This window comes from Gordonia sp. VNK21, assembly GCF_046098115.1.
Classification (GTDB): domain Bacteria; phylum Actinomycetota; class Actinomycetes; order Mycobacteriales; family Mycobacteriaceae; genus Gordonia.
In genome coordinates this window covers 12,942-35,834 of sequence record NZ_JBJURU010000002.1, presented here as the reverse complement: position 1 = coordinate 35,834, position 22,893 = coordinate 12,942, and the positions used below count along the sequence as shown (strand labels likewise).

At 66.7% G+C, this 22,893-nt stretch carries 18 protein-coding genes; 7 read left to right on the top strand and 11 right to left on the bottom strand.

The annotated features are described in order from the left end of the window. Positions 1-79 precede the first annotated feature (79 nt). The 3 genes from ACJMNC_RS03145 to ACJMNC_RS03135 all read left to right on the top strand — a co-directional run bounded on the left by ACJMNC_RS03145 (position 80) and on the right by ACJMNC_RS03135 (position 3,414). Complete coding sequence (locus ACJMNC_RS03145) at positions 80-568, top strand: cold-shock protein (protein WP_408946758.1); 489 nt, start codon at positions 80-82, stop codon at positions 566-568. 55 nt (positions 569-623) lie between these two features. Then, positions 624-1,889, top strand: coding sequence for a deoxyguanosinetriphosphate triphosphohydrolase (locus tag ACJMNC_RS03140; RefSeq protein WP_408946757.1), 1,266 nt, complete (start codon positions 624-626; stop codon positions 1,887-1,889). Between the two features lie 154 nt (positions 1,890-2,043). Continuing rightward, positions 2,044-3,414, top strand: a complete 1,371-nt coding sequence (locus ACJMNC_RS03135; protein WP_408946496.1) for an ABC transporter permease — start codon at positions 2,044-2,046, stop codon at positions 3,412-3,414. A gap of 62 nt (positions 3,415-3,476) precedes the next feature. On the opposite strand, the gene ACJMNC_RS03130 is transcribed toward ACJMNC_RS03135, so the two are convergent. The 3 genes from ACJMNC_RS03130 to ACJMNC_RS03120 are packed head-to-tail and all read right to left on the bottom strand — an operon-like array spanning position 3,477 to position 9,289. Then, positions 3,477-5,132, bottom strand: coding sequence for a purine-cytosine permease family protein (locus ACJMNC_RS03130; protein ID WP_408946495.1), 1,656 nt, complete (start codon positions 5,130-5,132; stop codon positions 3,477-3,479). A gap of 31 nt (positions 5,133-5,163) precedes the next feature. Beyond that, a complete protein-coding gene (locus ACJMNC_RS03125; RefSeq protein WP_408946494.1) occupies positions 5,164-7,176 on the bottom strand; it encodes a hydantoinase B/oxoprolinase family protein in 2,013 nt (670 codons plus the stop codon). A 49-nt stretch (positions 7,177-7,225) separates the two neighbouring features. After that, the gene (locus tag ACJMNC_RS03120; RefSeq protein WP_408946493.1) at positions 7,226-9,289 is read right to left on the bottom strand and encodes a hydantoinase/oxoprolinase family protein; all 2,064 of its coding nucleotides are present in this window, start codon (positions 9,287-9,289) and stop codon (positions 7,226-7,228) included. Positions 9,290-9,610: 321 nt separating this feature from the next. Between ACJMNC_RS03120 and ACJMNC_RS03115 the strand changes: the two genes are divergently transcribed. Further along, positions 9,611-10,714 (top strand): transporter substrate-binding protein, encoded by a 1,104-nt coding sequence (locus ACJMNC_RS03115; protein ID WP_408946492.1) that lies wholly within the window; start codon positions 9,611-9,613, stop codon positions 10,712-10,714. Here the strand turns inward: ACJMNC_RS03115 and ACJMNC_RS03110 are convergent. Together ACJMNC_RS03110 and ACJMNC_RS03105 are read right to left on the bottom strand one after the other, a co-directional pair. After that, positions 10,663-11,835, bottom strand: a complete 1,173-nt coding sequence (locus tag ACJMNC_RS03110) for a PucR family transcriptional regulator (protein ID WP_408946491.1) — start codon at positions 11,833-11,835, stop codon at positions 10,663-10,665. The two genes, ACJMNC_RS03115 and ACJMNC_RS03110, sit on opposite strands and share 52 nt — an antisense overlap. Before the next feature lie 84 nt (positions 11,836-11,919). After that, on the bottom strand, positions 11,920-12,336 hold the full coding sequence (locus ACJMNC_RS03105) for a hypothetical protein (protein WP_408946490.1): 417 nt from the start codon (positions 12,334-12,336) through the stop codon (positions 11,920-11,922). A gap of 402 nt (positions 12,337-12,738) precedes the next feature. Between ACJMNC_RS03105 and ACJMNC_RS03100 the strand changes: the two genes are divergently transcribed. Then, entirely contained in the window at positions 12,739-13,398 is a 660-nt protein-coding gene (locus ACJMNC_RS03100; RefSeq protein ID WP_408946489.1) for an LGFP repeat-containing protein, read from the top strand. 131 nt (positions 13,399-13,529) lie between these two features. Further along, complete coding sequence (locus ACJMNC_RS03095; RefSeq protein ID WP_408946488.1) at positions 13,530-15,164, top strand: ammonium transporter; 1,635 nt, start codon at positions 13,530-13,532, stop codon at positions 15,162-15,164. Positions 15,165-15,208: 44 nt separating this feature from the next. Here ACJMNC_RS03095 and ACJMNC_RS03090 read toward each other — a convergent pair whose 3' ends face one another. Then, positions 15,209-15,859 (bottom strand): hypothetical protein, encoded by a 651-nt coding sequence (locus ACJMNC_RS03090; RefSeq protein WP_408946487.1) that lies wholly within the window; start codon positions 15,857-15,859, stop codon positions 15,209-15,211. Positions 15,860-15,957: 98 nt separating this feature from the next. Continuing rightward, positions 15,958-16,668, bottom strand: coding sequence for a hypothetical protein (locus ACJMNC_RS03085; RefSeq protein ID WP_408946486.1), 711 nt, complete (start codon positions 16,666-16,668; stop codon positions 15,958-15,960). Between the two features lie 321 nt (positions 16,669-16,989). Here ACJMNC_RS03085 and ACJMNC_RS03080 point away from each other — a divergent pair, with 321 nt between their 5' ends. Continuing rightward, a complete protein-coding gene (locus tag ACJMNC_RS03080) occupies positions 16,990-17,424 on the top strand; it encodes a hypothetical protein (RefSeq protein WP_408946485.1) in 435 nt (144 codons plus the stop codon). A 225-nt stretch (positions 17,425-17,649) separates the two neighbouring features. Here the strand turns inward: ACJMNC_RS03080 and ACJMNC_RS03075 are convergent, their stop codons facing one another. Genes ACJMNC_RS03075 through ACJMNC_RS03060 form a run of 4 tightly spaced genes read right to left on the bottom strand, consistent with a single transcriptional unit; the run spans position 17,650 to position 22,890 of the window. Continuing rightward, the gene (locus ACJMNC_RS03075) at positions 17,650-18,675 is read right to left on the bottom strand and encodes a hypothetical protein (RefSeq protein ID WP_408946484.1); all 1,026 of its coding nucleotides are present in this window, start codon (positions 18,673-18,675) and stop codon (positions 17,650-17,652) included. Next, positions 18,672-20,729: a hypothetical protein gene (locus ACJMNC_RS03070; RefSeq protein ID WP_408946483.1), complete on the bottom strand. Its 2,058-nt coding sequence runs from the start codon at positions 20,727-20,729 to the stop codon at positions 18,672-18,674. The genes ACJMNC_RS03075 and ACJMNC_RS03070 overlap by 4 nt, the downstream gene beginning before the upstream one ends. Continuing rightward, positions 20,726-22,342 carry a hypothetical protein gene (locus ACJMNC_RS03065; RefSeq protein ID WP_408946482.1) on the bottom strand — a complete coding sequence of 539 codons (1,617 nt, stop codon included), beginning with the start codon at positions 22,340-22,342 and terminating at the stop codon, positions 20,726-20,728. Before ACJMNC_RS03065 ends, ACJMNC_RS03070 begins: the two co-directional genes overlap by 4 nt. Beyond that, a complete protein-coding gene (locus ACJMNC_RS03060) occupies positions 22,339-22,890 on the bottom strand; it encodes a hypothetical protein (protein WP_408946481.1) in 552 nt (183 codons plus the stop codon). Before ACJMNC_RS03060 ends, ACJMNC_RS03065 begins: the two co-directional genes overlap by 4 nt. Between the last annotated feature and the right edge of the window lie 3 nt (positions 22,891-22,893).

Below are 22,893 nucleotides of genomic sequence, written 5' to 3'. Positions count from 1 at the left end.
GATGAGGCATAGTGGTGGAAGGCGATCGACAAGCGGGCAAGGGGCCCGGAATCAGGGGCCGCAGAGAGTGAGTTCAGTGGTGGCTGTCAGTGGCAAGGTCGTGCATTTCGACACGAACCGGGGTTTCGGTTTCCTCTCGCCCGAGGAGGGCGGGGACGACGTTTTCCTGCACATCAACGACGTGGACATCGATGAGAACCTGCTGCGGCCCGGTGCCGTCGTGGAGTTCGAGGTCGAGGACACCGAGCGTGGATCCAAGGCGACCAATGTGAAGGTCACCCAGGAGGCGCCGGAGGGGGATCCGGCGGCCGAGCGCGCGCAGCGCCGCGACGACTTCCGCGGCCGCGGCGACCGGCACGACCGCGGGGATCGCCGGGACCGCGGTGATCGCGGCGACCGGTTCGACCGGGGTCCGCGCCGCCAGCAGCACCGCGGCGGCGGCTCGCTGTTCAACGAGTTCACCGAACTGCTGCTCGACGCCTCGCCGGACCTGACCGCACGGCAGATCCAGGCGATCCGCTCGCGGCTGATGGACCTCGCGGGTTCGCGCAACTGGTCCAACGACTGAGCTGACGACGACGAGATTGTCTGTCCCAGCCGACGATCGGTCCGCCGGTCCGGCGATGGCCGTCTACACCGCGCACGATGTGGCGCGGGTGGTGAGCGAGGCTCCCAAGGTGGCGGCCATCGCGCAGCCGGCGACCGATCACCGCAGCGACTTCGCGCGGGACCGGGCACGCGTGCTGCACTGTGCGGCACTGCGGCGCCTGGCCGACAAGACCCAGGTGGTCGGTCCCCGCGAAGGCGACAACCCGCGCACCCGGCTCACCCACTCCCTGGAGGTGGGACAGATCGGGCGCGGCATCGCCGTCGGCCTCGGCTGCGACCCGGATCTGGTGGAGCTGGCCGGGCTGGCCCACGACATCGGGCATCCGCCGTACGGGCACAACGGTGAACGCGCACTGGAGGAACTGGCGCGCGATCACGGCGGCTTCGAGGGCAATGCGCAGAATCTGCGGATCCTCACCAGCCTCGAACCGAAGGTGCTCGGGCCCAACGGGCGCAGCGCCGGCCTGAATCTGACGCGGGCCTCGCTCGACGCCACCCTCAAGTACCCGTGGAGCCGCAAGGCGCCGGGCACCAAGTACGGCGCCTATGTGGAGGACGAGCCCGCGCTGGCCTGGGTGCGCGAGGGCGCGCCGGAGGGGCGGCGGTGCCTCGAGGCGCAGGTGATGGACTGGTCCGACGACGTCGCCTATTCGGTGCACGACCTCGAGGACGGTGTGATCGGCGGCCGGATCGACTTGCGGCAGTTGGGATCCGCCGACGACCAGAGCGAGCTCGCCGAACTCGGGGTGCGCTACTTCGACGGTCTGGATCCGGAGGCGCTCGTCGACGCGGCGCAGCGGCTGTCGGAGATGGAGATCTTCGCGTCGCTGGGCGCGTACGACGGCTCGCTCGACGCCTCGGTGCGGCTCAAGCGGCTCACCTCGGAGCTGATCGGACGGTTCGCGTCGGCGGCGATCACGGCGACCCGCACGGCCGAAGGCCAGCGGCCGCTGCGCCGGTACGACGCCGACCTGTCGGTGCCGTCGGAGATCGCGGCGGAGGTGGCCACCCTCAAGACGGTGGCGTTGCGGTTCATCTTCTCCGACCGCCGGCATCGGGCCAACCAGGACCGTCAGCGCGAGCGCATCCACCGGGTGGGCACGCTGCTGCTGAACACCGCGCCGGGCAATCTGGACCCGTTCTTCGTGCCGCGCTGGGAGGCGGCGGAGAGTGAGGATCAGCGGGTGCGCGTGGTCGTCGACCAGATCGCGTCGATGACCGAAGGGCGGCTCGAGCGGCTCGACAAGTCGAGTGCCGAGGTGCAGGCGCACCTGGGCTGAGCCGGCAGCGCCGCGGTCCGCTCGGCGAGGGCGTCGCACCTTTTGCCCGAGTTGCCGAATCCGCCGGTGGGGGACGACTATCGGATGCGAACCTGCGGTGGCGGCGCGTGCGGTCGTGGCCGGATTCGTGAGCGGCGAGAGTGAAGAGGTGCGCATGTCGAAGGTGACGACGTGGTGGCGGGAACAGTACGGAAAGCTGCCGCCGGCGGCGCAGATGATCGGCCTCCAGTTGTGGATGCCGCTGTTCTTCATCATCGCGTTCTGCCTGTGCTACATCGGTGCCTTCCATTCGCCGCAGGTGCACCACATCCCGGTGGCCGTGGTGAACTCGCCGGCCGCGGCGGTGACGATGGAGAAGGTGGAGCAGCACGCTCCGGGCACTTTCGATTTCAGCATCTATCCGGACCGGGACAAGGCGATCGATGCGGTGCGCGACGGCAGTGAGGCGGCGGCACTGCAGCTTCCGGCCGACGGGCAGGGCAAGGCGGAGGTCTTCGTCGCGAGCGCCCACCAGTACCAGAGCGCGAGTATGGCGCGGCAGTCGCTGCAGCAGGTCTTCGCTGCGCAGAACGGGATCACCTTCACCGACATCGCACCGCTGCCGGAGTCCGACGCGTTCGGGCAGGGCGCGATGTACATGATGCTGTCGTGGTGCATCGCCGGCTACATGGTGGCGATGTTCATCGGCATGATGGGCGCGCCGCTGGGGCACTGGATGCGGCTGAGCATTCTGGCCGGCGGCGCGGTGGTGCTGTCGCTGGTCGCCAACCTCATCGTGGGCGCCGGCTTCGGCGTGTACGACATGAGCCACTTCTTCCAGCTGGTGGGGCTGGCGTTCCTGTGGATCTTCGCGATCGGCTTGTTCGTGAACGGGGCGTCGTACTTCTTCGGCCGGTTCATCACCGCCCCGGCGATGCTGCTGTTCATCTTCCTGTCGATGCCGGCGTCGGGGGCGGCGTTCGCGACCTGGATGATCCCGGACTTCTTCGGATTCCTGCAGCCGTTCGTGGTGGGCCACGGCATCACCGAGATGGTCAAGCAGATCCTGTACGGGGTGGGCGAGCCGTATTGGCGCGGCTTCCTGCAGATGGGCATCTACGCGCTGATCGGCGTCGCCTGCATGATCGTCGGCAAGCGGTGGCGCGAGTCGAAGGAAGTGGACCGGATCCTGGCCGGCAAGTCCACCATGATGGTGGCCGCGCAGGGGGCCATGATGCGTCAGGGCATGGAGCGCCGTGCGGCGACCCTGCGACGCCACGGGATCGACCCCGACACCGGCAAGCCGCTCACCGCACCGGCGCCGTCGGCCGAGGACGCGACGGAGCAGGAGAACGCCGAACCCGAGCCGTCCGGCGAATCCGCCGACCGGCAGAAATCCGCCGACCGGCAGACCGCCGAGTTCCTGGCGATGGACAACTCCGGGCCGTCGGACATGATGACCAATGCCGGCCACAGTCTGGGTCTCGGCGAGATCGACCGCGAGCACGACGTCCAGCACGCCATGGGCCGCCACGAGGCCGACTGACACACCGAGATCCCACCCCGGATGAGTGCGGGGTGGGATCTCGGGCTCGTCGTGTACCGCGGTCACACCGTGGCGCTGGGGGCTCCTTCCACATCCCGCAGGGCCTTCGCCTCGGCGGTCGCGGCCCGCTGGAACTCCAGATCGTCGGAGGCGCACGCCAGGCAGATGGCCTGATGCGCGGCCGACGGATCACGGTCCATCTCGTAGGCGATGTAGCTGTCACCGCAGCGGTGGCACTCGATCCGGCTGTCCCAGACGTCGTCGACGTCGTGGCGCGGGTCGAACGGCCGGGCCAGGGTGAACCACGACTCCCTGCGTACCGCCAGCGCCGCCGCATAGAGGGCGCCGGCCAGGACGAAGGAGACCACGGGAGCCCAGACGGCGCCGTCCCCGCCGCCGAGTGCCACCATCAGAATGCCGACCACGGCGGAGATCCCCCAGGCGCCGGTGCCGGCGGGATTGACGGCCGGCACCCGTCCGGGCCGGAACTCAAGCGAGTCGGCGTGCCGCCCGGTCAGCCGCATCCAGCCGATGTGCACCAGCGCCACCGCCACCCAGCCGACGATCAGCACGCCCTGGTACTGCAGTGAGGTGGTGATCCAGGTGAGCACGTCGGTGAGCATCATCAGATAGACGATCACCGCGACCACGCCGACCCAGAACGTTCGCGGCAGTTGCAGTTTCACCGTGCGGGCGAAGAAGTTCTGGAAGTTGGTCGACGCCAGATAGAAGTTGCCGGCGTTGACCCGGGTCTGGGATGCGAGCACCCACAGCAGACCCCAGATCCCCATCATCCCGACCACTCCGAGGATGGCGGACTCCTCTGACAGCGGCCCGGCGATGGTGATGGTCTGCGCGAGGAAGATGCCGACCATCGCATTGACCAGGAGGGTCACCACGTAGAACGGTGTGCCGAAGGTGACCCGGCCGTTGAACTTCGCGTCCTCGGGCTTGCCGAAGCGGGCAAAGTCCCACGCCATCATGGTGACCACCCAGACGCCCATGTAGATGACGAACGCGTACCACCAGCCGGGCACCGAGAGGTCCGCGGCCGCTTCGGGCCGGTAGGTGAGCCATTCGTTGTGGTAGCCGTACTCGGCGATCGCCCACACCACGGACCCGATCAGACCGAGCACGTACAGCGGCAGCAGCACGCCGTTGAGTTTGTCGAGCCAGGTCGTCACCCCGCGCCAGGCCAGCGGCGCCTGATAGAGCACGACGACCAGCGACCAGAACGCGATCGGCAGCGAGCCGAAGTAGGCGTGCAGCGCCGACGCGACGATGGCGCCCTCGGCCACCACGTAGTAGGTGATGGTGATGCCGAACAGGGCGGCGGCGAACGCCGACCCGGCCCGGCCGAACAGGACCCGGGAGAACAGCGACACGCTGGTCCCGGACTCCGCGGCGAATCTCGCGGCCACCGCGTTGATCGCACCGTAGGCCAGCACCGACAAGCCGATGCCGATCAGTGAGTCGACGGTGCCGACGACGAGGGCGACGGTGGCCCCGACGACGACGAAGAACATCGCACTCATCAGGCCGGTCCAGGCCATGGCGACCGAGGCCCGGCCGGTCCGCCAGGACAGCGGCACGATGTGCAGCGAGTAGTCCTCGGCGGCGGCTTTGGCCAGCACGCGGGGGTCGTCGTGATGGGTGATGCGCAGCGGCGGGACCGCGGCGCCGCCGCCGGCGGCGGCTTCGGGAGCTTGCACAGTCATGGTGAGCGCCTTCGTTTCTCGGGTGTCCGGGTCAGGCGATCACGGCGTCGTGCGGACGCAGCGTGCCCGGAACGTACGGCTGATCGGGGTCGTCGGTCCAGTGCACGAGCGTGCGGCGGGCCAGCATGTCGCGGAACTGTGCGGTGGACTCTTCGAGTACCTCGCCGGTGCCCCAGTCGAGGATGACACCGAACCGGCGGACGCAGTCCATCTCGTTGATCAGCTTGCGCTGGTACTCCTCCGAGACCTCCTGCGGATCCCGGACCATCCAGTCCTTGCGGTGCGTGCGGATGTACTCGCGGGCCCGGGCGGTGGCCTCCTCGTCGACGGCGTATTCGCAGATCTCCGGGTCGATCTCGGTGATCACCACGCCGTAGTCGGCCTCGGCCCGGGCGATGGTGACGTAGCCGTCGATCACGTCCTCGAGGACCTCGTCGACGCTGCGCTGCAACGGATCCCCGAGCCCGCCGCCGCCGGCCGACGGCCGGGTGAACTCGTCGCCGGACTTGATCGGCACCGCGGCGAAGATCGAGCCCAGGTACTCCTCGTCTTCGGTGCCCTTGTTGAGCCAGACGCCGTGGGGGATCGACGGCAGGCCGCCCCACAGACCCCAGGTGACCGAGCGTTCCCGGTCGCAGCAGTACGACATCACGGTGTTGTCGCTGGCCCACAGGCGCCCGCCCTTTTCGGCGCCCAGCCCGCCGCGGAACTTACCGGGACCACCGGAGTCGGGGACGAGGTCGTGGCAGGAGGTGAGCACCGGGGCCAGGCGCTCCTGGCCTTCGAAGGGCTGGGTGCCGTACTGGACGCCGAAGATCGGGGCGGAGGCGTTGTAGCCGTCGGCGCCGTTGCGGGCGCCCCAGCCGCCCATCATCCAGTCGTACCACATGTAGTTTCCGTTGCCGCCGTTGCGATTGTCCTTGCCGCCGACCAGCAGGTACTCGAGGTTGAACGTGGCGGCCATGGCCCGCTCGGGCTGGATGTCGGACCAGATCTCGAAGACCGAGTTCATGATCTTCTCGAACGGACCGGAGCAGAAACCGGCGCACGGCCGGGGCCATTCGGCGTTGACGACGGTGCCGATCGGACCGAGGTCGGCGGTGACCACACGGTAGAAGCCGGAGTTGAGCGGGATGTCCGGGAACTGCATCTTGGTGCCGGCCACGATGCCGGCGAACGATCCGCCGAAGCCGGCGTTGAGCATCGACGAGATCGAGGCGTGCGAGTCGGACAGGTCGTAGTGCACCGAGTCGCCGGAGATGGTCATCTTCATGGTGACCGGGATCAGGCCCTCGTCGAGCGCCGGATCCTGGTCGATGTAGTCCTCGGTGTACCAGACGCCGTCGGGCAGGTCGGCGATCTTGGCGCGGGTGAGCTCCTCGACGTAGTCCTGCACCTCGACCATCGCGGTCTTGATGGTCTCGACGCCGTACTTGTCGCACAGCCGCACCATCTCCCGTTCGGCCACCTTGGTCGCCTCGGCCTGCGCCTGCATGTCGCCGATGATGTCGCGCGGGTTGCGGGTGTTCTTGGCGATCAGCTGCGCCACGTCGGTGAGGAACTCGCCCTTGCTCCACAGCCGGGTGGCCGGGATGCGCAGGCCCTCACCCATGTGGTCGAGGGCCTTGACGTTGAACGAGCCGGGCGTGGCACCACCGACGTCGGCCCAGTGGCCGTTGGCCTGGGCGTAGCCGAGGAGTTCGCCCCGGTAGTAGATCGGCCGGATGATGCGGGTGTCGTTGAAGTGACTGCCGCCCTCGTACGGGTCGTTGATCACGAAGACGTCGCCGGGATGGATGTCGCCCGCGAAGTCGCGGATCACGGCTTTGGCGGTGTAGTGCAGCGTGCCGACGTGGGCGGCGATGTCACCGGTGCCCTGCATGACGGTGTTGCCCTCGGTGTCGCACAGTGCGGACGAGAAGTCGCGCGAGTAGATGACGAAGGAGTAGCAGGTGCGGAAGATCTGCTCGGCCATCTGGTCGACGGTGTTGACGAAGGCGTTCTTGATCACTTCGAAGGTCACGGGATCGAGGCTGGTAGGCATGACGTTCTCCTGAATTCTTTTGGTGTGTGGCGGTTTTCGGTGCGGACGTTCAGTCGGTGTAGGTGATGATCAGGTTGGAGTACTCGTCGACCTTGACGTGCGTGGCCGGAGGCACGACGGTGGTGGTGTCGAGCTGGTCGACGATGGCCGGACCGGCGAACTCGGCGCCGGGCGGCAGCATGGCGCGGTCGTAGATCGGGGTGAGGATCCGGGCGTCCTCATCGGGGAAGAGGACCTCGCGGCCGTCGATCGCCTCCGGGCTGAACGACGCCGGGTCGATCAGTTCGGCCGGCGCGGCGTCGCCCTTGGCGGTCAAGCCGATCGCGCGCACCGAGATCCGGTAGATCTCCACGGCCTCGTCCTCGGCGGCGAAGTTGTGCTCCTTGTGGTGTGTGGCGTGGAAGGTGGCGACGACGTCGTCGAGACTGGTAAGCGGCATGGTGACCGGAACTTCGATCGCCCGCCACTGGCCGGCGTAACGCATGTCCAGGAAGTACTCGAAGACCATGTCCTCCTCGGCGACGTGTTCGGCGACGAGCCGCTGCTTGCCCTCCTGCTGCAGTTCGACGAAGGAGTCCGCGAGGTGCTTGAGGTCGGCCTCGGCGGTGTCGGCGAGGTACATCTTGGTGATGTCGTGCTGGACGTCGACGAGCATGCAGCCCATCGCCGAGGTGACGCCGGGGTGCGGCGGGATGATGACGGTCGGGATGCCCAGGTCCTTGGCCAGGTAGGCGGCGTGCAGCGGTCCGGCGCCGCCGAAGCCGACGAGAGCGAAGTCGCGAGGGTCGTGACCCTTGCGGATGGAGATGAGCCGGACGGCGTCGGCCATGTTGGCGTTGGCCACCTTGATGATCGACTGTGCCGCGGTCTCCACGTCCAGGCCGAGCGGCTCGGCGACCAGAGCGATGGCCTCCTTGGCGCGCTGCACGTCCAGAGTCTTCACGCCGCCGGCCAGGGTGGTGCCGACGGTGCCGAGTACCAGGTTCGCGTCGGTGTTGGTGGCCAGCAGGCCGTCACCGCCGTAGCAGGCCGGGCCGGGATCGGAGCCGGCCGACTGGGGGCCGTTGCGCAGCGAGCCGGCGTCGTCGAGCCAGGCGATGGAGCCTCCGCCGGCGCCGATGGTGAGTACCTCGATGCTGGGGAAGCAGATCGGGTAGCCGAATTCGACACTCCAGGTGTTGGTGGTGCCCAGGACGCCGTTCTCAGTGAGCGAGACGTCGGTGGAGGTGCCGCCCATGTCGAAGCCGATGGAGTTCTCGTATCCGCACTGGCGGGCGATGTGCCGGGAGGCGATGGCGCCGGCCGCGATACCGGAGGCGGCCAGGCGGGCACCGTACTTCTCCGCCATCGCCGGAGTCATCACGCCGCCGCCCGAATGCAGCAGCAGCACGTCGTGCTGATAGCCGGACTCGGCGAGCCGCTCCTCGAGGGTGTGTGCGTACGGGCCGATGATCGGCACCAGGGCCGCGTTGGCCACAGTGGTGGAGAAGCGCTCGTACTCGAAGATCTCCGGAAGCACATCCGAGGAGGTGGTGATCGCCACGCCCGGCAGTTCTTCGGCGAGGATCTCGGCCATCAGGATCTCGTGGGCCGGGTTGGTGAACGAGTTGACGAAGCAGACGGCGACGGTCTCGATCTCGCGGCGGCGCAGGACACGGGCCACTTCGCGGGCCTTCTCCTCGTCGAGCGGGGTGAGGACGGCGCCGTCGTAGCCGATCCGCTCGGGGACGGTGAGCCGGTTGCGCCGCTGCACGAACGGTGCGGCCACTTCCTGGTAGGGGTCCCACGACTCGCGGTCGCCGCGGCGGATCTCGATGACGTCGCGGAATCCCTCGGTGGTCACCAGTGCGATCTTGGGGAAGGACCGGGTGATCAACGCGTTGGTGGCGATGGTGGTGCCGTGCGAGAAGAACTCGACGTCGGCCCAGTCCACGCCGGCCTGCTGCATCCCGGCCAGGACGCCTTCGATGGGGTCGGTCTGGGTGGGGTATTTGGCGGTGACGATCTGTCCGTCGGCGCGCTGGACGAACACATCGGTGAACGTTCCGCCGATGTCGACGGCGGTCCGGACATTTTGTCCCGCAGTGGTTTCCGGTGCGAGTGCTTCGGTCATGAGTGGTCTCCTTGCCGGTGGTGTCGGTGGTTGGTGCACCGATGAAAGCCGGGTGGGAAGTGGACGGCAATTGGATCTCCGGCCAGGTGGGGGCTTGGAGGAAGCTCCAACAGCGCATCGGCTGCCGGCGCTCTCACCTGCGGGTTTCACGCCCGCGGCCGGAGGTCTGTGAGGTGAGGTGGTCATCGGCCGGAAACACGGGAGACGTGATCGGAACACCGATGTCACAGGTGCGGGGTTCGCCTCGGGCGCCGACGGAGACCGGCGCCGATAGACTCGGATCATGCGGGGGCGGTCCCGGCACAGCAGTGAGGAGGGACAGTGAAACTCGGTGTGCTCTGCTCGCTGACCGGGCGCCGGCAGGAGATCGGACAGTCGATTCTCGACGGTGCGCTGGCCGCGGTGTCCCAGATCAACGCGGCCGGCGGAATCGGCGGGGAGCCGATCGAACCGGTCATCGCCGATACCCGTTCCGACGTGGCCGGGACCATCGAAGGCGCGGTGTCGCTGCGGGCCGGCGGGGTGAAGGTTCTCGTCGGCGGCTACACCTCGGCGGCGCGGGTGGCGGTCCGCCCGGCGTTGCAGACGGTCGACGCGCTGCTGCTCTATCCGACGTACTTCGAGGGCGAGGAGACCGATCCGAACGTCTTCTACTGCGGTGCGTCACCCAACCAGTTCCTGGGCGGCTACCTGGAGTGGATCGCCGGCAATCTCGGCAGCAGAATGTATCTCGTCGGATCGGACTACATCTATCCGCGGGTGCTCGGCGAGGCGATTCAGGTGCTCGGACGGCGGCGCGGGCTGGAGACGGTGGGCGACTGGTTCGCACCGCTGGGAGAGACCGAACTCGATGCGGTCATCGAGGACATCGCCCGAGCCGCCCCCGATGTGATCATCTGCAATCTGGTCGGAGCGGAGTCGACGGCCTCGTTCTACACCGCCCACCGGCGGGCCGGGCTGACCGCCGCCTCGATGCCGATCGCGGCGACGGTGACCACGGAGATCGATCTGGCGCACATGCCGACGGAGGTGAGCGACGGGCACTACATGGCCGCGAGCTACTTCTCGGGACTCACATCGCCGGCCAATGCGCGCTTCCGTGCCGAGCTGGCCGCACGCGGACAGCGCCGCGCGCACGCCGCGCAGGTCGGCGCCTACAACGGGGTGCGGGCGGCGGCGCTCGCCTACGAACTGACCGGCAGCGACGAGGTGGCGGAGATGCGGTCGGCGCTGCGCTCGGTGACCGTCGACGAGAACCCGGAGGGCATCGCGTTCGGGTTCGACGATGAGCACTACAGCACGCATCCGGCGTACATCGGCCGGGCGCGCGGCGGCGACTACGAGGTGATCGCCGGCTTCGATCCGGTGGCGGCTCAGCCGTGGTGGTCGGATCGTTCGGATCGGCGGGGGCTCTCGTACAGGTAGAGCGCCAGGTAGTAGTCGGCGCGGTCGGGGATCCGGGACAGGCCGCGCAGGGTGAGGCGTTCGATCCGGTCGATCCGATAGCGCAGGGTGTTGATGTGGATGCCCAGGTCGTCGGCGGTGGCGCGGATCGCGCCGTCGTGCAGGAGAAAGCAGCGCAGGGTTTTGAGGTAGTCGCTGTCGTGCCGGCTGTCGTAGTCGATGATCGGTTCGAGCAGGGAGCGGACGAGCGTCTGCGTCTGACCGGGATCGTCGGCGAGCAGTGTGCCGGCCAGCGAGGGAGGCAGAGCGTCGTCGTTCTCGGTGGCAGGCACGGCGCGGAGTTGCCGTTCGAGCAGTGACCGGGAGTTGATCAGGCCCTGAGCGAGGTCGCCGGGGCCGGTCATCATCGTGGTTCCGGAGCCGAGGACGAACGGTGCGCCGTGCCGGTGGGTGAAGACCTCCAGCATGGTCTCCACGCTCTCGGCGAAGACGTCCGAGGGGCCGGTCTCGGTCGCGGCCAGCCCGATCATCGCGTAGACCGTGTGGTTGTGCAGGCCTGCCACGGTGGGGCCGGAGTAGACGGATCCGAGATCCCGCAACGCCCGGACGATGGCCTGCTGGTGGGCGTCGCCTGCGTCTTCGGTTGTGCTGCTGCCGGTTTCGGCTCGGGCGGCGATCACTTTGACGCGCTGACCGGGCGCCAGGCCGAAGGACCGGGTCCACGGGTCGAGGGTGGCGCTGTCCCGGGTGGCGGAGATGAGTTCGCTGATCAGGACTGCTTCGAGACCGGCGCGGGATTCGCGGGCGGCGATGACGGGTTCGGCGAGGGCATCGACCTGTTCGGCGAGTTCAGTGAATGCGCGCACCGGCAGCCGGTGCCGGTCGGGATTGGCGATCGCGAGTACGGAACCGGTCTGCGGGACGGGGATCAGCAGGGCTGCGGCGTCGGTGCGGGCGCCGGCGGGGGTGCGGCCGTGCACCATGATCTTGCGCAGCTGGGTGATGTCCGGGTCGGTGGTGTGTGCGAGGGCGAGGCCGTCGAGGACGAGCCAGATCCGTGTGCCGGTGGTGTCGGCGGCGATCTGCAGCTGGTGCCGGACCGGTTCCCAGACAGCGGGTGCGGGGGAATCGTCTACCGCCATGCACCAGCTCCTCAGTCCACGTCTTTCCATCGTGGCGCACGGGTGTGTCCGGCGCGTTGCGGAGCCGTTTCGATGAGCGTCTGGTCAGCCCTGCGCCTGCTCGAAGGTGGTGGTGAGGACCGGCCGCAGGGAGTCGATCAGCTCCCGCCACCCGTCCTCCATGTTCTGCGTCCAGTGATCGCCGACGCCCTCGCGCAGGGTGTCGACGATGGCGCCGAACATGTCGAAGGCGATGGTGAGGTCCACCTCGTAGGCGATGTGGTCCCACACCCAGTAGTCGCATTCGGCGGGGGCGCGATCGCCGTCGGCGAGGTCGGCGAGCATCTGCAGCAGGCTGGCCATCATGCGTTGCTCGAGGATCTCGTCGCCGCCGAACTCTTCCTTCGATTCGGGATGGAGCGCGAAGAAGCGCTGGTAGACGGCGGCGGTGGGTTCGCCGGCGAGTTCGGAGTACAGCTCGAGGGATTCGAGCACAGGACTCGTCGTTGTGGTGTCGGCCATAGCTCCACAGTAAGCCGCAACTTGGGTTATTTAAATACAAATGTGTCACCGAATTCGGAGGGGTGCGCGTTGTTCCAGGTCACGCGTCCGATGGGTGTGGTTCAGCCCTGCCGAGTTGGGTCCGCCCTGCCGAATCGGGTCCGCCCCGCCGAATAGTCGGTGGGGTGGAGCCGAGTTGGTGGGGTGGAGACCGTCGGGAGTCCGGGCCGAGGTGCGCAGAGTGATCGGCGATGATCGGACTGCGCTGATCGGTCGAGCGGGCGTCTCGACGAGCGCGGTAGGCCCGGGCGCCGGCGCCGTCCGGCCCGCGTGTGGGTCGACACCGCCCGCAGCCTCTGGTTGAGTCGTACCGGACCGCGTTCGGCCTGGGGAGCCGGCTGTGAAGAACCCGGAGGGAACCGCATGACTCTGACCGCACATCGTCGTACCGGCGCATTGGTCGCCGGCCTGGCCGCCGCTGCACTCGTCGTGGCCGGGTGCAGCGACTCGGACAGCGACGACGCGACGTCGACCACCGGATCGTCGGTGGCGGCGTCGGATACGTCGACGACGACGGATACCGGATCGGCGTCGACCAGCGGAAGCGCCTCGGCCGCAGGGGCGGCGGCCGGCGATGTGGAGCTGACCGCCGAGGACGGCTTCAAGGTGACGCTGTCGGGGCCGATCGCTAAGAAGTACGCGTCGGCGACCGAGGAGCAGAAGGACGGCCTCGGTAAGCCGCTCAACGGTGATCACAATGCCGGTACACGCGACAGCGGTGTGGTCTTCCAGCAGTTCGAGGGCGGAGTGATCACCGCGAAGAACGATCACGAGGGGACTCCGGCGTACATCACCTGGGGTCGGATCCGGGACGCCTGGAACGTCGAGCGCGACGCGGACGGTCAGCCGTCGCTGTCGGGCAAGAACGGTTCGGCCGGCCCGCTCGGCGCGGTGACCAGCGACGAGGTCGCCAAGGGTGATCTGCGCACCACGACCTTCGAGCACGGGAAGATCACCTACAACGTCAAGACCCGCAAGACGACGGTGACCGTCGACGGCAAGGTCGTGAAGTCGGGCCTGTAGGTGTCCGACGCGAGGCGGCGGACGGGCATCTGGACCAGGCTTCGCCGATCGGCTACGCGCCGATTGCGACTGCCGTACGGTGTGCCTCGATAGCAGTATCCGGCCGAGGTCTTCGGCAGGGGGAAAATTTCATGGATGGTGGTGTGCAATCGCTTCTGGCGGAGCAGGTCTCGGTCAGCGCCGGCGATACGTCCTGGGTGTTGATCTGTGCCGCTCTAGTGTTGTTCATGACACCGGGGCTGGCAGTGTTCTATGCCGGTATGGTCGATCGCCGGAGTGTGCTGGTGATGCTCCAGCAGAACATCCTGCCGATCGCGGTGATCAGCCTGACCTGGATAATCGTCGGCTACAGCCTGGCCTTCGGTAAGGACAACGCCAGCTTCATCGGGAACTTCGAGCTGTTCGGGCTCGGTGACCTGGGGCAGGCTCCGGACAATCCGCGGCACATCGTCGATGCCGCAAGCCATCTGGCGATCCCGACGCTGGCCTTCGTCGCCTATCAGATGATGTTCGCGATCATCACTCCTGCGCTGATCAGCGGCGCGGTGGTCAACCGGCTCAAAGCGTTCGGCTGGATCGTGCTGCTGGCCGCCTGGTCGATCGTGGTGTATCCGCCGATCGCGCACTGGCTGTGGTCCACCGATGGCTGGGCCACCAAAATGGGTGCTCAGGACTGGGCCGGCGGAATGGTCGTTCACACTTCGGCCGGTGCCGCGGTGCTGGCGCTGCTCGTCGTGCTCGGCCGTCGACGGGTGTACCCGGATCGCGCACCGCTGCCGCATTCGGTGCCGCTGGTGATTCTCGGTGCCGGCATCCTGTGGTTCGGCTGGTTCGGCTTCAACGCCGGCGACGGTCTGCGTGCCGACGGTCTGGCCGCACAGGCGATGCTCAACACCCAGGTCGCCGGTGCCGCGGCGATGGCCGTGTGGCTGCTGATCGAATGGCTGACCACCCGGACCATGACAGTGCTCGGCGCGGTGACCGGGGGCGTGGCCGGCCTGGCCACGATCACCCCCGCCGCCGGCTACGTGGGCACGGCGGCCGCCGTGGCCATCGGACTGATCGCCGGTCTGGTCTGCCACCTGGCGCTGCACCTAAAGAACGTCTTCAAGTATGACGACGCGCTCGACGTGGTCGCTGTGCACTTCATCGGCGGTATTCTCGGCTCGCTGCTGGTCGGCTTCTTCGGGGACGCGGCGGTCAATCCGACCGGCAAGGACGGGATCTTCGCCGGCGGCGGCGGTGCGCTGCTCGGCCATCAGGTGGTGGCGCTGCTCGCGGTGATCGGCTACGCGTTCGGCCTGATGCTGGTCCTCGCGTACCTGATCGAGTGGACGATCGGGCTGCGAGTGCGCCCGGAGGACGAAGACCGGATCGATCAGGTGCAGCAGGATTCGAGCGCCTATGTGGTGGCGCCGCCGATCGCGGCGCCCGGCGACGGGGCTCAGCACCCTGCACGGGCGGACGGCCGCAGGGCCGGAGTGGTGCTCACCGCGATCCTCGACCGGGCCGAGCTGGACGACCAGCTGCGGCAGCAGCTGATTTCGGCGGGTGCCGAGACCATCCTGGTCTCGTCGGCGCACAACTACACGGCAGGGCCGGTCACGGCCACCGTGCGTGGACAGACGCGGACGGTGCCGGTCCCGGCGCAGATCCGTGCCGAGGTCGTCGCGCCCGAGGGGCGTGAGGAGACGATCTCGGCGGTGCTGCACGCCTCACCGTCGGTCGCCTGCACGTTCTCGCAGGGTGCTCGCTGCGACAGCTGACTGCTCCCGGCCGAGCGGCGTCTCGGCGACGATCCGCTCCGGCGCTATGTGGACGACGGCGGTGCACAGTGATCGACGGTGGACTTCAACTCCGCATAGGTGCATCGTCGTATTCGGTTGTCCAGCTCGGCGGTATGGCGGAGCCGCGACAGTGTCAGGGTCCTCTGTTCGCCGAATACCTCGTTCACCGTGGGAGTCGAGACGACGTAGAAGCTCCAGTCGTTGACGTTGAGTGGATCCGCCTTGTCATTGTCAGCCGGTTTGTAGACACAGAACACGTACACGTCGGCGTGCCGTTCTCGTTCGACAGCGTAGGTACGTGTCGGTTGGTCCCACTTGCGTGTCTGTCTGATTGTGAAACCGAGGGACTGGGGCGTTGTCGTGCCCCACGACTGCACGTACGCGGTGGACTTCACCTCGATGCCGATGCCGTCACTGGTGAGCAGGTCGACCGTGTCCCATTCGACTCGGGTGTCCTTCGTGTCGATACAGCCGATAGCCGTGCCGACGATGAACTCGGCGAGGACGCCTCGCAGTGAGTTGCCGATCAGGTCGGAGGATGACCATGCCCAGAAGTCGAGGACAGTCGACGGGGACCGGTCGAGCGGTGTGCCGTCTCCGGAATGTAACGGCTCAGATCCGGTGAGGCGGGGCGGGCGAGGAGTGGGCGACGAGTTCGCGTCTGCTTCGGACATGGTCTGAATTGTGGCTCAGTGGCACCGTTGAAGAGGAGATTCGAGTGGGGGAGACGTCCGTCGGCGACGTAGCGCGAGGGACGCAGCGGAGGTGCAGCTCAGTCGCGGAACTCCGGCAGCTCTTCCGGATCCAGATAGGTGACGGTAACATCCCACGGTTCGACGCCCCAGCGCATGACGGCGTCGACGGCGAAGGCCCCGCAGCTGCGGAGAGTGCCGTCGTGAAGCGGCGCGGCGATGCTCGGGCCCTCCGGGTCGTCCGACGGCGGCCAGATGTCGCTGTCGGTCACCGGTGGCTGCGTCTCGATGACGAGACGGGTCTGGCCGTCGATCATCGTCGCACCGATGAGTACGAACGGCGCGGACCGGTCGTGGTGCCATCCGCCGGGTTCGACGGCGATGAGTTCCCCGCGTGTGAACGCCGGTTCGAGGATCCGGGCGATGAACTCGCTCAAGTCCTTCCACGGGTCGCCGATCACCTCGGTGGCCGGTGAGACCTGGTAGGAGCCGTAGCCGGCTGGATAACCGGAATCGGTGCGGCGGTTCGCCCGCCTATCCTCCTGGAGCACCAGCAGTCCGATACTCGGCTGAAGCTGGCAGATCTCGCGGCAGCGGCCGGGGGCCATGAGTGCGCGGGTCAGCGTTCCGGTGCCGATCACGGCGGCGAAGTGATCGTCGTCGGGAATCCGGTACAGGCCGGCGTTGTGATCGTCCATCCACACCTGCACCACGCCGCCGGCGGGAATGCCGAGTACTGCGAGCAGGAGCTCGATAGGACTTCGGTTGGACGTCGGCGTGGATTCGGACATGAGCTTCCCCCTGATCTGAACTGCCCTGTGACCGTACGGCACTGCTCGGACAGTGCTGCGGACTCGCTCCGCATCGCGACATCGCCACGGTCCATACAAGTCACAGGACGACATGATCCGGGTTCGACGCACAGGTGTCTGAACCTTCTGCCACCATCTCCAGCCATGAGTTACGGATTGTTCGGGAGCGTCGGCCTGCCGCTGCTGGGATGGGCGGCGGTGGCGCACTTCGTGCACGAGCATCGCAGTGAGGTCGATTGACATGCCGGGCCCGACGACGACGGCTGGGCGTACGGGCAGTGGATCGACCCGTCGGGCGTGATGATCGCCGCCGCCCTGCACCCGAGCGGACAGGTCCGTGCCGTCCCCGGCTTCCTCGCCGAGGCGTCGACGACGGCGTCCGGGTTCGGTCTGATCGAGGGGGAGAACACCCTGGTGGCGGATCTGGTCGACGACGCCGGTGAGCGCTACGGCAGCTTTTGTGCGGACACGGTGCAGGATCGCGAGATCGGCCTTCTGGGAACGGGATCGGCGCAGCTGTCGGTGACCGGGCTGGTGCCGCAGGTGAGGATCTACCCCGATCAGGTGGCGTTCGACGCGTCCGACGACGGTTGGCTGGTCCGGCCGGGCACGCCGATCGAGCTGCCGGACGGACGCACGCTCGACCAGGCCCGTGCGGGCGTGCCGAGTTTCTTCCCGGACGGAGCCGCCGAATACCGTTCATCATCGTGGCACCCATTGTGTGCGTGGAGTTGACGTTGCCGTATTTGTCGGCATGAGCATGCCGTTCATCGCGATCGGACCGGGCCGGCGCACGATCTCCGGATGCTCGGTAAGAAGGCGATTGCGAAGCTTCCGTGGACCTGTCCGACGCCGAAGAAGTCCTGCGTGGGCGGCCCACTCAGCGCACGGACAAGTTTCCCGGCGGGGTTCGGCCTGGGTGGCGTCGAGCTGCATCCAGATGAACGTCGAGGTGGTCACTCAGGCTCCCTGCGTTGCTGGATCTTGCCGGATAGTCACACGGAGGTCGCGCAGGGGCGGGATCTCCGGGGGATAGTCCGCTGGAAGTATCCATTTTGATCCGGTGACCGAGTCTGCAGCGAGAATCAGTGACCGGCTTTCGTGGATCGGAAGCGGGTTGGTGGTGGTCAACTCCAGCCGGGGCCCACTGGACGTTAGGTGAGCGACCGTCGGCTTCCTGGCGCGTGCGTCGAGGCCGTACATGAGGCGCAGCGCCGAATCGCTGTCGATGATCCGCGCCTGGCGGATCACTCCTTTCTCGCACGCCGCGATGAGGTAAATGATTCGGTCGTGGTGCTGCGCTCGAGTGAGAACGCGGCCCATGACCCCCTTGTGGAGGCCACGCCATCGCTGCTGCTGCAGAGTGCTGGCTTTGGCCTTCTCCGGGAGATAGCAGTGCCATGCCGCGGACGTCAGGGTCGACTTGTCGACGCTTTCTAGTCCGCCGGAGTTGAGCGCCGTGGTCGTCCACTCTGCAAGCGGCTGACCTGGTGGGGAAAGCCATCGGTCGGCTGCGACTCGTCTGGCGTTCTTTGCCGGTTTCGGCCCGACTATTCGTACTGGCCCGTCCGAGACTGTGCTGCGGCGGATCTCTTCAGGAAGGCGATATAGCGGAAGCCCGGATACCAGCAGCGTCCGTTTAGGGCGTTCGGTCTCGACCTGGTAGGTCGGCGAGCCGATCCACCGGTCGTCGTCGACGTTGCCGGCATCGCCGATCCGGTGCAGGGCATCGAGAGCCTTAACAGCCTCTGCCCGAACCTGGGAAGCCTTCTGTTTAGCCGCCGGCCGGATCAGCTCGACGGTGCGGTCGATCAGGGTGGTCCCGTCGATCGACGTGCCGTCGATGGACGACGCCGTCAATACGGCGCGGAGCAGCTCGTACATGACCGCGGACAGGTCAGACGTCGGGGCGAGTCCGAGATCGTTCGTCAATTGCCGAAGCTGATCGTCCGTTTCGGCAGCAACGACCTGCAGCGGTGTAATCATCCGAAGGTCCGATTCAGTCGGAGGCTCTGCTTCATGCAGAGATTGCGCCACATCTGGTCCTGTGGTTTCGCCCAACGCGAGATGATCTCACTGGCTTGAATGAGATCGTCACCGTGCAAGGCGGACGCCAGCGCGGGGAGTAGCAACGATTGCGTGACCGCTTGCGTGAGGCGCCACCGGTCGTTCTGCTCAAGCTCGGATCCGAAGCGAAGAGCTTGATTCCAGATCGTGGTGCTGAGTGGCCAGAGGTTGTCGGCGATTCCCTTGCCCTCCGCGATCGTGCTCAGGACCTTGGCGCTGGGCGTACTTGTATCGACGGGACGACCCAGCACGACGCTGACAGGCAGGTCGTCGTCCAGGGCGGCTGGGACCGGGGCCTCAATTGCGACGGAGTGGGTCCAGAGGTCGAGTCCCACTGGCGCGCAGGTGGATCCAGCCACGGCCGTAGCGATGAACTGGAGTTCGGGAGGTGGGCAGAATCTGTCCGTGCCGAGCTCAGTCCGTGCGGACTGCGGCACAAGAATCTCTCGGCCGGGTCGGGACATCCACGGTGAGAGATAGGTCTCTGTCGGGGCGCGGTTGACGCCTTCGAGAACCACCAGACCGGGGGTCTCGGACGAGACTTCACGTGCCGCAGCCACGAGGAGATCACCGAACGGGCGCGAGAGAGAACCATCTGACGAGCGGATGCCGAGAAGGTCGTGCGGCTGAAGAAAATCGTGGGAGATGGGGAGGGTGGCGACTCTCCCTGCAACGGTGACTCGGGCATAGATCTCGGCGACCGCAGTCGCGCCTGGGCCCGTTAGGATCGGTAACATCCCGGCGCCCAGTGCGGCATGAATCCGGGCGAGTGCGGTCCGCAGAGCTTTATCGCCGAAAACATCGCTTGAGCGGCCGAAGACTCGATGAGCGCTCACAGTCCGTACGTCTGCGGGAACAGGCGGCAGAGCAGAATCGACCCGGTATCTGCGGGGTCCAGATGTCGACTCGCCAGCGAGCGTACGCAAGAGCAGCGCGTCCGCAGCAGTCCGGCCGAGAGAGGCCGAGGTACTGGAAAGTGTCTCCGCGACATGGACTTCCATCTGGTCGAGCTGTGCGGTGATCGCATCACGCTGTGTGCGCAGTGCAGTGGTCTGTGCCTCCAGTTCCGCTACGTCGACCAGGGCCTCTTTGTGACGGATCTCGAAGTCATGGGCAGCGGTGGTAAAGCCCGCTTCGTAACCGCGCTCCTTCGCTTCGTCGATGGCCGTGGCGACGTCCGGGGTAGCGAGGGCTACTGTGGCGAGCTTGTCGGCACAAGCGTTCGCCGTCGCCTGATTCTGGGAGAGTTCGAGCGCCCGATTCAGCCGTTCCTGAGCAGCGGAGCTGAGTGATGTGACGTTCTCGCTGGTGATCGCCTCGCTGATGAGCTTGGAGGTTGCGATCCAGTCGGGAGTATCTCGACCGTCATTCTTGAGGACTCGTGCAGCGTCGCCCAAGGCGGATCGGAGAATCTCCACATCTGACCGGCAATCGAGAACTCCGTCGCTCGGTGTGTCGGCGAGCATCCACAGTCCGTATCCTGCGAGATCGGCGAGACGAGTACCCGAGCGGAAGTGAATCGCGGAGAGATTCGAACTCGGTCGCAGCAAAGCCTGGCCGGCGGTGTCCCTGTCGATAGTCATAGGTCCGACGACGATGTCGTCCGCGCACGCGACCCAGGCCTGTTCCTGATTGGGGCCTATGAGAAGCGGCACCCTGTCCGCATGCAGTCTGTTGACCGCTTCGGCGTAGGGGCTGTTGCGCTGATCCATTATGCGAATGATCGGGACTAGATGACGGACCATGAACTTGTCTTTGCCCTTGGAGTTTGGCTCAACTGTGAAGCAGACGACAGTGCCCTCTGCGTAGCGGCCACAGCCGTACCAGTAGACGTAGCCGCTTCCGAATTCGTCGGGGTCGGCGGGCAGCCACTGTTCACCGTTGCTGATCGCTGTTGCTTGGACGCGTCCCCAGTTAGCGGGCGAATCGACGTACTCGAGGTGGCCGATGACGACTGAGCCTGTCCTGATCAACGCTGACGTGTCCTTCCATTGTGGGTGTGCACGTGAGTCCGGATCTGCCAGTGCATCGGCTGATCGTCGGAATCTAGTCGTGCGGCGGCGAAGGCCAGTGGCCATCTCCGCTGCTGATTGGTGGGGCGTGCAGTCTGACTCATCCCGGATAAGGCGCCAGGATGCGCCAATTCGCTCGCTGCCGGTAGATCTGCCCAACTGCCGGACGTTGCTTCGGGCTTGGCTGCCTCATCCGACGTGGGTGATTCCGGAGTCAATACGAGGTCGCGGGCGGTGGCAGCCGCAAGGTTCGGTGAGCTATCGCCGGATTGTGCCGACGGAACGCTAACCAGCCGAACTGTTCCCAGCGCTCCCGCACTGATCCCGATGCTTTGGGTGCGGGAAGCGTTCGACTTCAGCCAGTCGTTTGCTTCAGACGATGATGCGGCCAAGAGCTGGATCGTCTCACCCTCGTCTGAAACGGCGGCCAGTGAGAATCGGACGCCGGTGTTCGGGGCGACGATTTCCGGCGGTGTCTCCGGTGGAAACTGGCCCACGGAGAATGGCCGATACTCGTCGGTCCCGACCTGCACCGTCCACTCTTGGACTTTTGGCCGTCCGGTCTTCCTTCGATAGGTGTGGTAGCTAAGTGTGGTTTGGGCGTCGTCGGGCGTGACGGTGACCTCTCCGTGGCTGGAAGCACTGACGACGATCGACGGTGTCGCCTCGACCCTGCGCCGTGCGACCACGCGGGTCTCGTCGCGAGCAGTGATCTGGACATGGGCGGTGCCGGTCGCCACCGTCACTGGAGTCCGGGCCGGGTACCACCAGTTGCCATTGGAGTCGTACTTGAATGGCGGTGTGACGATCCGCAGCACACCCTGGGGTGAGCAGATACGGATGCTGTGATCGGACAGCCAGCGGCTGATGGTCTTTTCGGGCCCGCGCGGTAGCTGGAACCTCCAGGCGAGCAGGGTTGTGTCACCGAACTTCTGTACCTGGAGCCGTTTGGCTCCAGGTAGCGGCAAGTGCTGGCGCTTCTCGCCGACCAGAATGATCAGCTCGTCGCCCCAGACGAGAGAGTCTCGAGCTGGATCGTGTGCGCGATAAGCGGATCCGTTGTGGCGCACGAAGATGTGAATTCGGCTCCGCGAGAAGACCGGCGCGATCTCGCTTTGTCGCTGTGGTGAAGTGCGGCTTGGTTGCCCACGCGCGGATCTCGGGCGTTCGGGAGGTTGAGTCGCAGGGTTCTTGCCGTCGCCCGCCCAGCGTGTGAATCGGGTGGTGTTGTTGTGTGCGAGACGGGCGGCGACGCCAGAGTCGGCCGAGGCGCCGGTTCGCTGGGGTGACCGCAGTTGCTCGTATTCGTACAATTCCCACTGCCCGTTGTCGAGGACGACCAACTGTAGCGGGAGCACCGATACGCCGACTCCACGTCCGGTAGCGGCACCGGGAACGTACTCGTCGCAGTCAGGTGAACCTAGTCCCGGCTTGTGTGCGAAGTGTTTCGTGCGGCTGCGGCCGCCTCGTGGGAAGACATCGGCGCCGCAGGTCGGGCACACGAGTGCATCGCCGGAGGTAACGTCTCCAGGTTTGACGAGTTGATTGCTCGGAAGCTGCTTGGCGTACTTCATGCTTCTCTGGTTGCGGTTGTGACGCAGGGAAACTCGCGCGCCTGCGGCGTATCGCCGCGGAGGTATTCGCGGCTGAGGCGCAGGGTTTCGATCCTGGACCAGGCGTCGGCGAGATCGGCGAGGTAGTGGGCTGACCGTAGGGCTTCGAGGGCCGCAGGATTGTCGGTGACGACACCGCGGAGTTGGTCCTCGTCGGTGTTTCCGGTTGTGGGCAGTTCCGGGATATCCGGGCGCTGCAGCGGTGCTCGCGGATTGCCCTTCGGGGTTCTCGACGCGCGGTTGAGCTCGACGAGGCGATCCACCTCGTCGACCATCGCCTGGCGGGTGGCCGGCAGGTCGAGGAGGGCACAGTCGAGGTCGGTCGGTGCGTCGGTGCCGGCGGTCAGGTGCAGCGGTTGTGCGCCGATGATCTGGGCGAGCGTGTGATCGTCGGCGTCGATCCAGGCGCCGCAGAGGCGGCCGGGGCCGAAGTCGTGCTGGACGTTGACCGACCAGAGGGCGCGGGTGTCCTCGGCGGTGGCGAGAACCTTGAGGGAGACGACAGTCATCGG

Excerpts from the sequence above, each read along its gene's own strand:
- ACJMNC_RS03140 (WP_408946757.1), top strand. The coding sequence starts at position 624 with ATGGCCGTCTACACCGCGCACGATGTGGCGCGGGTGGTGAGCGAGGCT.
- ACJMNC_RS03135 (WP_408946496.1), top strand. The coding sequence starts at position 2,044 with ATGTCGAAGGTGACGACGTGGTGGCGGGAACAGTACGGAAAGCTGCCG.
- ACJMNC_RS03130 (WP_408946495.1), bottom strand. The coding sequence starts at position 5,132 with ATGACTGTGCAAGCTCCCGAAGCCGCCGCCGGCGGCGGCGCCGCGGTC.
- ACJMNC_RS03125 (WP_408946494.1), bottom strand. The coding sequence starts at position 7,176 with ATGCCTACCAGCCTCGATCCCGTGACCTTCGAAGTGATCAAGAACGCC.
- ACJMNC_RS03120 (WP_408946493.1), bottom strand. The coding sequence starts at position 9,289 with ATGACCGAAGCACTCGCACCGGAAACCACTGCGGGACAAAATGTCCGG.
- ACJMNC_RS03110 (WP_408946491.1), bottom strand. The coding sequence starts at position 11,835 with ATGGCGGTAGACGATTCCCCCGCACCCGCTGTCTGGGAACCGGTCCGG.
- ACJMNC_RS03105 (WP_408946490.1), bottom strand. The coding sequence starts at position 12,336 with ATGGCCGACACCACAACGACGAGTCCTGTGCTCGAATCCCTCGAGCTG.
- ACJMNC_RS03100 (WP_408946489.1), top strand. The coding sequence starts at position 12,739 with ATGACTCTGACCGCACATCGTCGTACCGGCGCATTGGTCGCCGGCCTG.
- ACJMNC_RS03095 (WP_408946488.1), top strand. The coding sequence starts at position 13,530 with ATGGATGGTGGTGTGCAATCGCTTCTGGCGGAGCAGGTCTCGGTCAGC.
- ACJMNC_RS03090 (WP_408946487.1), bottom strand. The coding sequence starts at position 15,859 with ATGTCCGAAGCAGACGCGAACTCGTCGCCCACTCCTCGCCCGCCCCGC.
- ACJMNC_RS03085 (WP_408946486.1), bottom strand. The coding sequence starts at position 16,668 with ATGTCCGAATCCACGCCGACGTCCAACCGAAGTCCTATCGAGCTCCTG.
- ACJMNC_RS03080 (WP_408946485.1), top strand. The coding sequence starts at position 16,990 with ATGATCGCCGCCGCCCTGCACCCGAGCGGACAGGTCCGTGCCGTCCCC.
- ACJMNC_RS03075 (WP_408946484.1), bottom strand. The coding sequence starts at position 18,675 with ATGATTACACCGCTGCAGGTCGTTGCTGCCGAAACGGACGATCAGCTT.
- ACJMNC_RS03065 (WP_408946482.1), bottom strand. The coding sequence starts at position 22,342 with ATGAAGTACGCCAAGCAGCTTCCGAGCAATCAACTCGTCAAACCTGGA.
- ACJMNC_RS03060 (WP_408946481.1), bottom strand. The coding sequence starts at position 22,890 with ATGACTGTCGTCTCCCTCAAGGTTCTCGCCACCGCCGAGGACACCCGC.